Annotated in this window: 15 protein-coding genes and 2 pseudogenes; 8 read left to right on the top strand and 9 right to left on the bottom strand. The window is 64.7% G+C overall.

The features are described 5' to 3' along the window. Positions 1-123, bottom strand: a pseudogene (locus FJV80_RS29290) (DNA polymerase IV); the annotation flags it as partial. Between the two features lie 208 nt (positions 124-331). Here FJV80_RS29290 and FJV80_RS29295 point away from each other — a divergent pair. Next, the gene (locus tag FJV80_RS29295; protein WP_179296471.1) at positions 332-1,045 is read left to right on the top strand and encodes a thioredoxin family protein; all 714 of its coding nucleotides are present in this window, start codon (positions 332-334) and stop codon (positions 1,043-1,045) included. Between the two features lie 67 nt (positions 1,046-1,112). Here the strand turns inward: FJV80_RS29295 and FJV80_RS29300 are convergent, their stop codons facing one another. Then, on the bottom strand, positions 1,113-1,535 hold the full coding sequence (locus FJV80_RS29300) for a helix-turn-helix domain-containing protein (protein WP_095773744.1): 423 nt from the start codon (positions 1,533-1,535) through the stop codon (positions 1,113-1,115). A gap of 111 nt (positions 1,536-1,646) precedes the next feature. Here FJV80_RS29300 and FJV80_RS29305 point away from each other — a divergent pair, with 111 nt between their 5' ends. The 5 genes from FJV80_RS29305 (at position 1,647) to FJV80_RS29325 (ending at position 5,733) form a co-directional block, all read left to right on the top strand. Further along, a complete protein-coding gene (locus FJV80_RS29305) occupies positions 1,647-2,234 on the top strand; it encodes a dihydrofolate reductase family protein (RefSeq protein WP_095773745.1) in 588 nt (195 codons plus the stop codon). A gap of 122 nt (positions 2,235-2,356) precedes the next feature. Continuing rightward, complete coding sequence (locus FJV80_RS29310) at positions 2,357-3,238, top strand: SDR family oxidoreductase (protein WP_142878094.1); 882 nt, start codon at positions 2,357-2,359, stop codon at positions 3,236-3,238. Positions 3,239-3,342: 104 nt separating this feature from the next. Continuing rightward, complete coding sequence (locus tag FJV80_RS29315; protein ID WP_142878095.1) at positions 3,343-4,275, top strand: alpha/beta hydrolase; 933 nt, start codon at positions 3,343-3,345, stop codon at positions 4,273-4,275. A 199-nt stretch (positions 4,276-4,474) separates the two neighbouring features. Beyond that, positions 4,475-4,807 carry a dihydrofolate reductase family protein gene (locus FJV80_RS35350; protein WP_246689075.1) on the top strand — a complete coding sequence of 111 codons (333 nt, stop codon included), beginning with the start codon at positions 4,475-4,477 and terminating at the stop codon, positions 4,805-4,807. Continuing rightward, positions 4,804-5,733, top strand: coding sequence for a sigma-70 family RNA polymerase sigma factor (locus tag FJV80_RS29325; RefSeq protein ID WP_142878096.1), 930 nt, complete (start codon positions 4,804-4,806; stop codon positions 5,731-5,733). The genes FJV80_RS35350 and FJV80_RS29325 overlap by 4 nt, the downstream gene beginning before the upstream one ends. Positions 5,734-5,778: 45 nt before the next feature. Here FJV80_RS29325 and FJV80_RS35760 read toward each other — a convergent pair. Together FJV80_RS35760 and FJV80_RS29335 are read right to left on the bottom strand one after the other, a co-directional pair. After that, positions 5,779-6,540, bottom strand: a pseudogene (locus FJV80_RS35760) (alpha/beta hydrolase). A gap of 107 nt (positions 6,541-6,647) precedes the next feature. Continuing rightward, positions 6,648-7,562, bottom strand: a complete 915-nt coding sequence (locus FJV80_RS29335) for an alpha/beta hydrolase (protein WP_142878097.1) — start codon at positions 7,560-7,562, stop codon at positions 6,648-6,650. 117 nt (positions 7,563-7,679) lie between these two features. On the opposite strand from FJV80_RS29335, the gene FJV80_RS29340 reads away from it, so the two are divergent. After that, positions 7,680-8,582 (top strand): LysR family transcriptional regulator, encoded by a 903-nt coding sequence (locus FJV80_RS29340; protein ID WP_142878098.1) that lies wholly within the window; start codon positions 7,680-7,682, stop codon positions 8,580-8,582. A 9-nt stretch (positions 8,583-8,591) separates the two neighbouring features. On the opposite strand, the gene FJV80_RS29345 is transcribed toward FJV80_RS29340, so the two are convergent. From FJV80_RS29345 to ada, 4 genes are all read right to left on the bottom strand, one after another. Then, on the bottom strand, positions 8,592-9,335 hold the full coding sequence (locus FJV80_RS29345; RefSeq protein WP_095790695.1) for a 2OG-Fe(II) oxygenase: 744 nt from the start codon (positions 9,333-9,335) through the stop codon (positions 8,592-8,594). After that, positions 9,332-9,883 carry a methylated-DNA--[protein]-cysteine S-methyltransferase gene (locus FJV80_RS29350; protein ID WP_095790696.1) on the bottom strand — a complete coding sequence of 184 codons (552 nt, stop codon included), beginning with the start codon at positions 9,881-9,883 and terminating at the stop codon, positions 9,332-9,334. Before FJV80_RS29350 ends, FJV80_RS29345 begins: the two co-directional genes overlap by 4 nt. Positions 9,884-10,027: 144 nt before the next feature. Beyond that, a complete protein-coding gene (locus FJV80_RS29355; RefSeq protein WP_245437606.1) occupies positions 10,028-10,237 on the bottom strand; it encodes a hypothetical protein in 210 nt (69 codons plus the stop codon). Between the two features lie 18 nt (positions 10,238-10,255). After that, positions 10,256-11,383 (bottom strand): bifunctional DNA-binding transcriptional regulator/O6-methylguanine-DNA methyltransferase Ada, encoded by a 1,128-nt coding sequence (gene ada, locus FJV80_RS29360; RefSeq protein WP_142878099.1) that lies wholly within the window; start codon positions 11,381-11,383, stop codon positions 10,256-10,258. Positions 11,384-11,468: 85 nt separating this feature from the next. Between ada and FJV80_RS29365 the strand changes: the two genes are divergently transcribed. Next, positions 11,469-11,690 carry a transcriptional regulator gene (locus tag FJV80_RS29365; RefSeq protein WP_095773755.1) on the top strand — a complete coding sequence of 74 codons (222 nt, stop codon included), beginning with the start codon at positions 11,469-11,471 and terminating at the stop codon, positions 11,688-11,690. A gap of 66 nt (positions 11,691-11,756) precedes the next feature. Here FJV80_RS29365 and FJV80_RS29370 read toward each other — a convergent pair whose 3' ends face one another. Then, positions 11,757-12,449, bottom strand: coding sequence for a helix-turn-helix domain-containing protein (locus FJV80_RS29370; RefSeq protein ID WP_142878100.1), 693 nt, complete (start codon positions 12,447-12,449; stop codon positions 11,757-11,759). Positions 12,450-12,458: the final 9 nt, after the last annotated feature.

Below are 12,458 nucleotides of genomic sequence, written 5' to 3' on the forward strand. Positions count from 1 at the left end.
GGCGAGCACCACGCCGCCGCCGACCGCGATCGGCTTGCCGCGCAGCGACGGGTCGAGCAGCTGCTCGACCGAGGCATAGAAAGCATCGAGATCGGCATGCAGGATGGTGGCTGTCGTTTCCATCCGGCTGCATATCCACGGTTGCTGATGGACCGGAACAAATAGAGAACATAACATGTACATCTGTCAAGCGTCATGTCCGCGCCCGGCTGCATCGCCTGTGCTCTTCCCGCGAAAATGGCGCAGCCAATGTCGGGTCGCGGTTTTCAACAACGTCCTAGAGACGGGCAAACGGGCCTGTCAGCATGGCTGAATGCGGAAGGAGCACGACATGACCGACCACATTATCGCGCCTTACTCGGACTGGTTTGAAGCGCACAAATCGCATCTCGCAAAAGAGAAGGCGCTGACGCGCCAGCGTCAACAACTCGCGGCGGAGCGGCGCGCACTGCCGTGGCTGCGCATCGACAAGCTCTACGAGTTCGACACGACCCAGGGGAGGAAATCGCTGGCCGATCTCTTCGAGGGTCGCAGCCAGTTGATCATTTATCACTTCATGTTTCCGCCCAATGCGGACTATCGCTGCACTGGCTGTTCATTCCTTTGCGACCATATCGACGCCGCCAACCAGCATCTCAGGCATCACGACGTCTCACTGGTCGTCTGCGCGCGCGCGCCTCTCGCCGAGCTCATGGATTTCAAGGCGCGGATGAATTGGCAGTTCGATTGGATTTCGTCATTCGGCAGCGATTTCAATTTCGACTTCCAGGTGTCGTTCACCGAGGACCAGATCAAAGCGGGCAAGGTGCTGTTCAATTTCGAAGAGGTCGTGATGAAAGGCCGGGATCGCGCTGGCGCGACCGTTTTCTACAGGGATGACGATGGCACGATCTACTGCACTTTCCAGGTGCGGAGCCGGGGCGGCGAGAACCTGATCGGGACTTATAGCTATCTCGACCTCACACCCATCGGCCGCAATGAAAACGGGCCATCGCATACGCTGGGCGATTGGGTCCGCCTTCACGACGAGTATGATGGTCGATGATGAACCGATATCGCCGCGCCGTTAAGCCCCGCCTCGGCCTTGCGGCGTCCATCAAGAGCTTCGGCGATCATGTGTTGGCCAGATGCTCGGCCCGCAACGTCGCCTTCATCCGTTCCAGCGCCGGTTCGCCGCCGGCCGCCAGTTCGTCGGCGATGCGGGCGAGCTGATCGTCGGCCTTGCGGTGCTTGCTGCCCCAGGCGCCGAGCGCGGCCAGCACCGGCAACAGGTCGATGCCGGCTTCCGTCAGCCGGTAGATCGCCTTCAGCCCGTGGCTCGGATCGTCGCTGCGGGTGAGGATGCCTTCGTCCTGGAGCGTCTGCAGCCGCTCGGCCAGCGTGCGCGAGGAGATGCCTTCATCCGATTGCAGGAATTCGCGAAAATGCCTTTTCCCGGCGAAGACCAGGTCGCGGATGATGAGCAGCGTCCAGCGATCACCAAGCAGTTCCAGCGACAGGCTGATCGGGCAGCCGGACCTTTCGCGCGTCGACATGTCTATGGTTCCATTTTTAAATCACTTTACTCTTGACATCGTTTTTGCCTCGCGTCAATGATTCCAAAAGTAAAGCAATTTCCTTCGGGCGGAACAAACGAGGAGACGACGATGAGGAAGCTCATCTTGCAGATGCAGATGTCGGTCGACGGCTTTGTCGGGGCGAACGAGGACCATCGCTGGCAGCTCTGGGAATGGGGCGACGACATCGGCTGGGACGAAGAGCTGAAGCACGATTTCAACACCGTCTTCGCCGGCATCGACACCATCCTGCTCAGCCGCAAGATGGCCGAGGAGGGCTATCTCAGCCATTGGGGCAATGCGGCGAAGAGGTTTCCACGCGATCCTTTCTACGCCTTCGCCCAGCGCATCGTGGAGGCCCTGAAGGTGGTGCCGAGCGACAGGCTGAAAACCTCGCGATGGGGGCGCACGACGGTGGTGAGCGGCGACCTGCCGCGGGAGGTCAACGCGCTGAAGGCGGGCGAGGGGGCTGATATCGCCGTCTTCGGCGGCGCCGGCTTCGCCTCGTCGCTGATCGCCGCCGGGCTGGTCGACGAGTTCCAGCTGTTCATCAATCCGGCCGTGCTGGGCGCCGGCCGCCGCATCTTCGACCAGGGCGGTTTTCGTAGCCTCCGGCTGCTCGGCTCGAAAGCCTATGCCTGCGGCATGGTGGTCAACCGCTACGCCCCGGCGCAGTGAGCGGAGCACGGCGAAGGTTCCTGTCAAAAAACCGTTTGGGCAGAATCCTTTGCCCTCGTCTCTTCGTCTTCAAGGTGCGGTCGCCGGCGTGGCGGCCGCTTCAATTCCAGACGGAGATGACGATGATCCTGGTGACAGGCGCCACGGGGCTGAACGGCAAGGCGATCATGCGCGAGTTCGCGCGGCAGGGGCATGAGGTGAGGGCGCTGGTGCGCGATCCCGACCGGGCGTCAGCGGCAGGGCTCGGCGGACTTGCCGGCGTCGAACTGGTCGCGGGCGACATGCGCCGGGCGGAAACGCTGGGCGCGGCACTTGATGGCATCGACCGGGTGCTGATGATTTCGACCGCGGCCGACGACATGACGGAAACGCAGTGCCGCTTCATCGATTCCTGCAGGCAGGCCGGTGTCGCGCATGTGGTGAAGTTCTCGGGCGCCGAATCCAACATCGGCTACGACGCGACGAAGTTCCGCTTCACCCGCATGCATGAGGAGGTCGAGCGCTATCTGGAAGGGGCCGGCATGGCATGGACGCATCTGCGCCCCAGCCAGTTCATGCAGGTGTACCTGCGCGACGCGCCGACCATTGCCGCCGAGGGCGCATTCCATCTCGCGCTCGGCGAGACCGAACTGTCGCCGGTCGATGTCGAGGATATCGCCAAGGTGGCCTTCCGGCTGCTGCGCGATGGTGGCCATGAAGGTGAGAGCCTCGATATGACCGGGCCGCAGGCGCTGACGATGAGCGATATCGCCGTGCTCATATCGCAGGCGATCGGCAAGCCGGTTCGCTATGTCGACGTCAGCCCCGCAGAGCGGCGGCGCAACCTGCTGGCCAGCGGCGTTCCGGCCGGCTTCGCCGATGCGCTGGACGAACAACTGGCCGAGCGGTTGCGACGGCCGAAATCGCGGGTGCACCTGGCGACGCACGACATGTTCGGCGTGCGGCCGACGCCATTCCTTGAATTTGCCCAACGCCACGCCGCGATGTTTCGGGGTGAGGGCTAGCCGGGGCGGAAAATCGTCCGCGGCGACGTATCCTTTTTGTCGGCCCATTCGTCTTTGCTTCTCGAAAGGTCGCGCGGTCCGCGATCCGTAACCAGGAGACCATCATGGCGAGCATCGAGAGCGAGGCAAACAGGAACCACTACGCGGCGATCGCCGCCAATGCCGGCAAAATGGGTCCGCAGGCGTTCGTCGAGTTCAACGATGCCAGTTGGACGGCGCTGACCGGAGAACCCGGCGGCGTCGACTATATCGAGGTGGATGCCGGCGGCGTGCCTGCGTTGTGGGCTGTGCCGAAGGGCGCCGACGAGCGGCGCGTGCTGTTTTATGCGCATGGCGGCGGCTTCGTCGGCGGCTCGATCTACACCCATCGCAAGCTGGTCGGCCATCTGGCCAAGGCCGTCGGCTGCCGGGCCTTGCTCTATGGCTATCCGCTGGCCAGCCAGGCCAAGTATCCGGCCCAGCTCGATGCGGCGATGGCCGCCTGGAACTGGCTCATCGACCAGGGCTTCGACACCAGGCGGATCGTGCTTGCCGCGGATTCCTGCGGCGCGGTGCTGACCTATGGCGTCCTGCAGCGGCTGCGCGCGCAAGGGCGGCCGCTGCCGGCCGCAACGCTGATCATCTCCGGCTGGTTCGACATGGCGCTGACCGCTGCCAGCTATGAAACCAACCGCGAAAAGGATCCCTTCTTCGCCAAGGGCGGCGGCGACTGGCTGGTGACCAACTTCATCGGCGACCGCGACCGGCTGGATCCGGAGGCCAGCCCGCTCTATGCCGATTTGAGCGGCTTTCCGCCCGTCTTCCTGCAGGCCGGCGCCGATGAGACGCTGGTCGACGAAAGCCGCATGTTCGCCGAGCGCGCGCGGCAGGCTGGCGTCGAGACGCGGCTCGACGTCTTCGACGACATGCTGCATTCCTTCCAGATGATGGCCGGCCGGGCGCCGGAAGCCGACGACGCGATCGGCCGCCTCGCCGCCTGGGTGCGGCCGAGGTTGGGGTTGCCGGCTGCCGGGAAGACCGGCGAAAAGGCGGCGTGAGCATGCGGCGGCTGGTCGTATCGAGTTTTGTCTCGCTGGACGGTGTCGTTGAAGGACCGATGGTGTGGGCGTCGCCCTTCTTCGACGGGCAGAACCAGGCGCACGCCTTGCAGGCGTTGTCCTGCGTCGACTTCTTCCTGCTCGGCGCGTCACCTACGAGATGTTCTCGGCGCGCTGGCCTGACCTCAAGGGGCCCTACATGGACCGCATCAACGGCATGAAGAAGCTGGTCGCCTCGACGACGCTGAAATCGGTAGGCTGGAATGCCACGCTGCTTGACGGCGACGTCGCCGAATCACTCGCCGCGCTGAAGCGGCAGCCGGGCGGCGACATCTTGAAATACGGAGTGTCGCAACTTGACCGCACGCTGCTTTGCGCCGGGCTGGTCGACGAGTATCATCTGTCGATCGTGCCGACCCGCGTCGGGCACGGCAAGCGTGCCTTCGAGGATGTCGGCTCGATCAGCCTCGATCTGGCCGGCACGCATCGCTTCGACAATGGCGTGGTGACCCTGACCTATGTGCCGCGATGAACCAGCAGATCCGCAATCCCCCTGAGACGAGGCAAGGCATCGAGCTGCGGCTTGACCCCGAAGGCCTGTTCGACCTTCGCTACCGGGCGTTCCTGGAGACGGTCTCGCATCTGCGCGTCCGTCTCCACCGCTATTGCGCTCGCATGACCGGCTCGGCTCTCGACGGCGAGGACATCATGCAGGAGGCGCTGTTCGAGGCCTATCGCAAGATCGGGCTGCTCGACGATGCGCAGGCGCTGCGGCCGTGGCTGTTTCGCATCGCGCACAACAGGTGCATCGACTTCATCCGCACCCGCCGCACACGGCTCAAGGCCGAAGCGGGCTATGCCAGCGACGAGATCGTGCTGCCCGTCGAATCCGCCGGTGCGGGCGCCGGCCGCGCCATCGAACGGCTGGTGGTGCACCTGCCGCCGAAGGAGCGCGCCTGCGTGCTGCTCAAGGATGTCTTCGACCATTCGCTCGAGGAGATTGCCGGCCTGGTCGGCTCGACATCGGGCGGGGTCAAGTCGGCGCTCAATCGCGGCCGGGCCAAGCTCGCCGCCTTGCCGGCGCAACCGGTCGCGGCACCCGCGCACAATCCCGAACTGGAGCGGCTGCTGAGCCGCTATGTCGAGCTCTTCAATGCAAGGGACTGGGACGGGGTGCGGGCGCTGACCAGCGCCGACGCCCGGCTGCGGGTTTCGGACTGCTACAATGGCCTGCTCTCCGACTCGCCCTATTTCGTCGAGTATGAGCGTGGCGAGCCCTGGCGCATGCGGCCGGCTGTGGTCCAGGAGGAGGCAGTGCTGGTCGTCGACAGGCTCCATGGCGAGTTCTGGCGGCCAGCCTATTTCGTGCGCATCCATGCCGACGGCGGTGTCATTGACCGCATCGCCGACTATTATGCCTGCCCGTGGATCCTGGAGATGGTGGCTGCCGAAGGATGATGGATTTGTCCGGCAGTGTCTTCTCGCTGGGATCGGCTTTCCCGCTTATTTCACCGAGTCCGCGGCCGCCAGAATGACATCGGCCACTTCGCGCGGTTTGGAGAGCATGGGGACATGGCTGGTCGCAAGCTCGGTCACCTTGGCGCCGATCGCCTTGGCCATCGCTGCTTCAGCAGCCGGCGGTATCATCCCGTCATGCTTGGCGACGATGTAAAAGCTCGGCTTGGTCTCGTAGGCCGCCACGGCGAGCTTCTCATCGAAAATACCGGCAAAGGGCGGACCTTGCGTGGCTGCGATCACGCTGATCTCCTGCGGCGGCAGGTCCTGCGCGAAATATTTGGCGACGCCTTCGGCGCTTAGCCTGACATAGCCGCCGCTGTCGGGTTGCAGGGCGCTTGCTCAGGGCAGCGCCGGTTGCCCCTTGCCAAGATCGTTCACCGACAGGCCCTTCGGCAGCGCGAAGGCGGCGACGTAGACCAGCGCCTTGACCTTGTCGTCCACGCCCGCCTGGCTGATGACGACACCGCCCCAGGAATGGCCGACCAGGATGACCGGTCCCGGCTGGGCCTCGATGACGCGCCTGGTTGCATCGACATCGGCGGCAAGCGAGCTCAGCGGATTTTGCACCGCCACCACATTGAGTCCTTTGGCCTCCAGCAAGGGAATGACCTTGTTCCAGCTCGAGCCGTCGGCAAAGGCGCCATGCACCAGCACGACCGTTTTCTTCGGCACGCCGGCGGCCGAAGCCGGTGTAGCCATCGCCATGAGGACGGCGGTTCCCGACAAGAGAAGATGCGACAGCGACATAGAATGGCTCCATTTTGTCGTGACGGGCGGTCTGGGAGGGACAACCCATCGGCTTCGTTTCACGAGATCGGTTTCAGCAGGCCCGAAATGGTGGCGCCGGGCGGTTGTTACCTGGAGAGGAAATCGGTGATGAGCTTGACCGTGGCATCCGGGTTTTCTTCCATGATCCAATGGCCGGATGCCGGCACGATGGCTCCCGTCACGTCCGACGCGACGAAACGCAGTGTATCGGCCTGTGTCGTGCCCGCCGATTTCTCCGCGCCGGCTGCCAGCACCGGCATGGGCAATTTGCCGCCGGTGGAAAGCATCGCCTGGTTGTCGATGGCGTCCTGGTCGAATGCCTTGAACTGTTCGAAGGCGTCATGCATGGCATGCGGCCGCGCGTAGAGTTTTGCATAGTGGACGCGCGTGGCCTCGTCGATCTTCTTCGGGTCGGCCGACAGTTCGTTGTAGAAGCGGTCGAGGTAGATGCGCTCGCGCCCCGCGACCAGGCGCTCCATGTCGGGGCCGCGGAAGTTGAAGTGCCAGAGCAGCGGGCTTTGCTTGATCTTGTCCCAGTCACCTATGCCCGGCAGCGGTGCGTCGATGACGACCCATTTGGTGATGCGCTTGGGATATTGCGCGGCCAGCGCATAGCCGACCATGTTGCCGATATCGTGCGTCACCAGCTCGGCCTTGTCGATCTTCAGCGCATCCATCACGCCGGCGATGTCGAGCGCCTGGTTCTTCTTGGTGTAGCCGCTGTCCGGATGCGCCGAAAGGCCCATGCCGCGCAGGTCCGGCACAACCACCGTGTGATCCTTCATCAGCTTTATCGCGACCGGCGCCCACATGTCGCCGGTGTCGCCGAAGCCGTGCAGCAGCACCACCGCGGGCCCTTGTCCGCCGACGCGTACATGCAGGCTGGTGCCGTTGGTCTGGATCGTCTGCGTCTTGAAGCCGGTCGGAAACGGGATCACGCGCGCCGAGGCCGGAGCGGCGAGTGACAGCAGACCAAGCACGATAACCAAAGGACGAAACATGATGCATTACCCCGAGCTGCCGCCGCCACATGTATCGCGGTCTTTCCGACTATGGCACCATGCCCTTGGTTTCGTTAGGCGTCGGTCGCCTGATTGTGAATTCGGGGAAGCCGAACAATGCTAAAGCTTGAAGCCGCCGCCGCGTTTGTCGCCGTCACGGAGTCCGGCTCGATCAGCGAGGCGGCCAGGCGCATGGGCCTGTCCAAGTCCGTCGTCAGCGAGCGGCTGTCGGAACTCGAGCGCAGCCTCGGCACGAGGCTGCTGGACCGCACCACCCGCAAGCTCTTCATCACCGAAGCGGGGCGCGGTTTTTACGAGCGCGCCAAGCGCATCATGCAGGAGGTGGCCGATGCGAGAGCCGAGATCGCCGAAGATCGCGGCGAACTCGCCGGACCGCTCAGGATATCGGCGCCGACCAGTTTCGGCATCCTCCATCTCGGCCCGGCGCTGTATGGCTTCCTGGCCAGTCACCCGGGGATCGAACTGACGCTTGATGTCGACGATCGTTTCGTCAGCATGGTGGCCGATGGCTACGATGCCATTGTGCGTCACGGGCCGGTCGTCGATGGCGGGCCTGTCATCGTCAAGAAGCTGGCTTCCAGCCGTCGCTTCCTGGTGGCATCACCGGACTATATCGGGCGGTTCGGGCGGCCCGCGACCACCGACGACCTGAAACGCCACAAGGGCGTCATCTATTCCATCCGCGGTGCCGCCGACTGGCGGTTCAAGATTTCGCGGCGGCTGGTGACGATCCGCCCGCAAACCGCGCTGCGCGTCAACAACGGGATCTTGATGCGCGACGCCGCGCTTGCCGGCCTCGGCCTAGCGCTGCTCCCCGCCTATTTCATCCGGACCGAGATCGCCGACAAGCGATTGACGGTCATTGATGTCGGCGCCGAACCTGAAGGGGCCACCATCTATATCGCCTGTCCCGAGGACCGGCGCGGATCCGCCAAACTGCGTGCGCTCACCGCATGGCTTCGCGACGCTTTTGGCGATCCGCCCTATTGGGAGGCGTGAACCGGCAGCTCACTTCGCATCGTGAAAGATGATGCCGACCGTGTGGCGCATGCCTGAGCGCAGGCGGCTGACTCCGTGGCGCAGGTTGACGCGGTAGTTGCCTTTCGTTCCCTGCACCGGCCGGTTGTGGACGGCGAAGGCCACCGCGTCGCCCTGGCGCAAGGGCACCACCTCGACCCGGCTCTGCATGCGCGGCCGCTGTTCGGTCAGCGCGAATTCGCCGCCGGTGAAATCCTCGCCGGGTTCGGAGAGCAGGATCGCCACCTGCAGGGGAAAGGCGAGATCGCCATAGAGGTCCTGGTGCAGGCAGTTGAAGTCGCCGGGGACATATTGCAGCAGAAGCGGCGTCGGCCTGACCTGGCCGGCGGCATGGCATTGTTCGAGAAATTCGGCATGCCTGGCGGGGTAGCGCAGGGGGATCGCCATGCGCTCGTTCCAGCGGTTGGCGACCTCGGCCAGCCTGGGATAGAGCGCGCTGCGCAGGCCGCCGAGCAGGTCCGGCAAGGGATAGCGGAAGTAGCGGTATTCGCCCCTGCCGAAACCGTGCCTGGCCATGTGGATGTGGCTGCGGAAATGCTGTTCCTGGGGGTAGAGGCCGGCGATCTGCCGGCACTCTTCGGGCGCGAGCAGCTTTTCCATCACCGCGCAGCCGAAGCCGTCGAGCTCGGCGGCCAGTGCCGGCCAGTCGTATGCGGCAACGCGCACCTCGGCGGCCTCGACCACCGAAGTGGCAACCTTGGCGTGGGCGTTCATATCGCGGCCTCCTTGTCGAGCAGAGCGCGCTTGCGTTCGATGCCCCAGCGGTAGCCCGACAGCGTGCCGTCGGCGCCGACAACGCGGTGGCAGGGAATGCCGAGCGCGATGGCGTTGGCGGCACAGGCGGTTGCCACGGCGCGCGCGCCGTTCGGCCGGCCAAGGCGCCGGGCAAGCGCGGTGTAGGTGATGGTGACGCCGCAAGGGATGGCGCGCAGCACCTCCCACACCCTTTGCTGGAACGGCGTGCCGTGGCGCATGTCGAGCGGCAGGTCGAGGCCGGCGCTGGGCGTTTCGATGAAGCGGGCTATCGCCGCGAGATCATCGTCGAGAGCGCCCTTGTCTTCGACCAGCACCTTGCCGGGAAAGCGGTCGGCGAGGTCCTGCTCCAGCGCGTCGGCGTCGGAGCCGATCAGGATGGCGCAGACGCCGATCGAGCTGCGCGCCGCCAGGATCTTGCCGATCGCGGATTGGCCGACGGCGTAGGCGATGGTGTCGAGGGTGGCTATCGCCGCCGGTGTGGTTATTTGGGTTTGCAAGAGGTTCATTGCCCTGACTCCTTTGTCTGTGCCGGAACCCTACAGAGGCGGCTTTCCTCGCTCACTCCGGTGCTTGCTTTCAAATTCAAATCGCCTGTGTGAAGACACCGTCGTCGCGTTCCGTAGAGCGCTGACTTTTGAACAGTCTACATGTCACGCGACACGAATGACGAAGAGTTCGCCGAGCAGGAAAACCTCGCCTGACAACAGCCGCAGCTCGATCTCGCCACTCGCAGTACGGCCCCATTCGGCCTTACCGGCATCGACCAGCTTGCCGATGGCGGCCAAGACCTGTGACTTCGCGTCGACGGCGGCGCCGTTGGCGATCTCGATGTTCGCACCGGCGGCGGAAGACCTTGCCATCGTGCGCATCGCCGGTCGTTACGCCCGCGAAGACCGGTAGGCCCTGTCGGCGGCCTTCGCCGATCCGCCGGCCTCGCGGTCGAGCAGCGCGCGCTTGCGTTCGGCGCCCCAGGCGTAGCCGGACAGGGCGCCATTCTTGCGGATCACGCGGTGGCAGGGAATGGCGACCGCATGGGCGTTGGCGGCGCAGGCGGCGGCGACGGCGCGGGTTGCCCTGGGCGCGCCGATGCGCTCGGCGATCTCGGCATAGGAAACCGTGCCGCCGACCGGGATGTCCTGCAAGGCTTGCCAGACGCGTTGCTGGAAGACGGTGCCGCGCACGTCGAGCGGCAGGTCGAGGCCGAGCCGTGGGGCCTCGACGAAGCCGACGACGCGGGCAACCAGCGCCTCGTAGTCGCGGTCGCCGCCGATCAGCCGCGCCTTGGGGAAACGGTCCTGCAGGTCGCGCACCAGCGCGTCCGGATCGTCGCCGAGCAGGATCGAGGCGACGCCCCTGCGGCTCGACGCGACCAGTATGGCGCCGAGCGAGGTCTCGCCGACGGCGAAGCGTATGTCCTCATTGGCGCCGCCCGCACGGTAGCGCGTCGGCGTCATGCCGAGCATGCCGGTGGATTTCTCGTAGAAGCGCCCGCTCGAATTGAAGCCGGCATCGTAGATCGCCACCGTGACGCTGGCGCCGTCCGCGAGACCTCGGCGGACCCGGGCGGCACGATGCGCTGCGGCATAGTCCTTCGGCGTCAGCCCGGTGATTGCCTTGAAGACGCGGTGGAAATAGCCGGCGCTGCGCCCGGCGGCTTCAGCCAGTTCAGCCAGCGACGGCTCTTCCTCGCTCTGTTCGATCCTGCGGCAGGCACCGGCGACCATCGCGGCATTGCCGGCCTCCAGCGAAGGGCCATCCGGACTGCAGCGCCGGCAGGCGCGAAAGCCGGTCGCCTTCGCCTGGGCCAGCGTGTCGTGCAACTGGACATTGACGGGATTGGCGCGGCGCGACGGGCAGGAGGGCCGGCAATAGACGCCGGTCGTCGCCACCGAATACCAGAATTGCCCGTCCGCCGATTTGTCGCGCGCGACGATGCGCGCCCAGCGCGGGTCATCAGCGACCGGCAGCGGCGTCGATTTGAGGTCTTTGGCGAGAGTGATGAACATGCCGCATTGAAGCCGCTGGAAGACGGCCCCGCCACCCGTTTCCTGCCAACAAAGAATATGACAAGATCGACCCGGAGGAGGTGCGATGGAAAACATTCGATCCCTTAAGACCGAAGCCGATTACGATTGGGCGATCGCCGAAATCACAAGATATTTCGACAACGAGCCGGAGGTCGGCTCGCTCGATGGTGACCGCTTCGATGTTCTCGCGACCCTGATCGAGGCATATGAGAACAAGCGCTACCTGATTGAGGCATCCGATCCCGTTGACGGGTCGCGTCCAGCCGGATTCAAAGACTCGCTGTAAGCCTTTGTTTTCGCGGCATGCCCCCAAAACCGATGCGCGTTTTGTGGGCGGCATGAACCGGTTCTCCTACGCCGCCCGCTTTGGCTCCACCGCGAACGGGCTGAGCCCGAGCCAGGTCTGCATCTTCTTGCCGATAGCCTGGTCGCCGGTCAGGGAAACCTTCGCGCCCGCCTTCTCGACGGTCAGCAACCCCATCCAGATCGCCGTCATCGTGTGCAGGTCGGTGGAGACGTAGAGGTCGACATCGAAGCCCGGATCGTACCAGCACAGGTCGACCTCGCCGTGCTTTTCGACGATCAGCCACCACGAGCGTTTGGACGCCGGGAGATCCAGATACAGAAATTGTATCACCGTGCGTCCTTCGGGGAGCGGCGAGGGGTTCAGGTTGCGCCGCATGTCCCACATCAGCAGCGACGGATCGAGGTTCTTGAGCGACAGCCGGGACTCGACCCATTTCTGTCCCCAAAAACCCATCGCCTCGACGACGGGGCGCAAATCGCGGCCGGCCTCGGTCAGCCGGTAGTCGAAGATCGCTTTCTCGCCCGGCAGCTCCTTGCGCTCGACGATCCCGGCCAGCTCGAGTTCCTTCAACCGTTGCGACAGAAGGGTCGGCGACATTTTGGGGACGCCGCGGCGCAGGTCGTTGAAGCGGGTCGAACCCGCCACCAATTCGCGCATCAGCACCATCGTCCAGCGGGTGCACAGCACCTCGGCGGCCATCGATAGCGGGCAGAACTGCTTGTATCCGTGCTGGGCCATGATCGGTGC

Origin of the sequence: Mesorhizobium sp. WSM4310, assembly GCF_007003935.1 — a bacterium.
Taxonomy (GTDB): domain Bacteria; phylum Pseudomonadota; class Alphaproteobacteria; order Rhizobiales; family Rhizobiaceae; genus Mesorhizobium.

Excerpts from the sequence above, each read along its gene's own strand:
- FJV80_RS29345 (WP_095790695.1), bottom strand. The coding sequence starts at position 9,335 with ATGAACGCCCACGCCAAGGTTGCCACTTCGGTGGTCGAGGCCGCCGAG.
- FJV80_RS29300 (WP_095773744.1), bottom strand. The coding sequence starts at position 1,535 with ATGTCGACGCGCGAAAGGTCCGGCTGCCCGATCAGCCTGTCGCTGGAA.
- FJV80_RS29350 (WP_095790696.1), bottom strand. The coding sequence starts at position 9,883 with ATGAACCTCTTGCAAACCCAAATAACCACACCGGCGGCGATAGCCACC.
- FJV80_RS29315 (WP_142878095.1), top strand. The coding sequence starts at position 3,343 with ATGGCGAGCATCGAGAGCGAGGCAAACAGGAACCACTACGCGGCGATC.
- FJV80_RS29305 (WP_095773745.1), top strand. The coding sequence starts at position 1,647 with ATGAGGAAGCTCATCTTGCAGATGCAGATGTCGGTCGACGGCTTTGTC.
- FJV80_RS29295 (WP_179296471.1), top strand. The coding sequence starts at position 332 with ATGACCGACCACATTATCGCGCCTTACTCGGACTGGTTTGAAGCGCAC.
- FJV80_RS29310 (WP_142878094.1), top strand. The coding sequence starts at position 2,357 with ATGATCCTGGTGACAGGCGCCACGGGGCTGAACGGCAAGGCGATCATG.
- FJV80_RS29355 (WP_245437606.1), bottom strand. The coding sequence starts at position 10,237 with ATGGCAAGGTCTTCCGCCGCCGGTGCGAACATCGAGATCGCCAACGGC.
- ada (WP_142878099.1), bottom strand. The coding sequence starts at position 11,383 with ATGTTCATCACTCTCGCCAAAGACCTCAAATCGACGCCGCTGCCGGTC.
- FJV80_RS29325 (WP_142878096.1), top strand. The coding sequence starts at position 4,804 with ATGAACCAGCAGATCCGCAATCCCCCTGAGACGAGGCAAGGCATCGAG.
- FJV80_RS29335 (WP_142878097.1), bottom strand. The coding sequence starts at position 7,562 with ATGTTTCGTCCTTTGGTTATCGTGCTTGGTCTGCTGTCACTCGCCGCT.
- FJV80_RS29340 (WP_142878098.1), top strand. The coding sequence starts at position 7,680 with ATGCTAAAGCTTGAAGCCGCCGCCGCGTTTGTCGCCGTCACGGAGTCC.
- FJV80_RS29370 (WP_142878100.1), bottom strand. The coding sequence starts at position 12,449 with ATGGCCCAGCACGGATACAAGCAGTTCTGCCCGCTATCGATGGCCGCC.
- FJV80_RS35350 (WP_246689075.1), top strand. The coding sequence starts at position 4,475 with ATGGACCGCATCAACGGCATGAAGAAGCTGGTCGCCTCGACGACGCTG.
- FJV80_RS29365 (WP_095773755.1), top strand. The coding sequence starts at position 11,469 with ATGGAAAACATTCGATCCCTTAAGACCGAAGCCGATTACGATTGGGCG.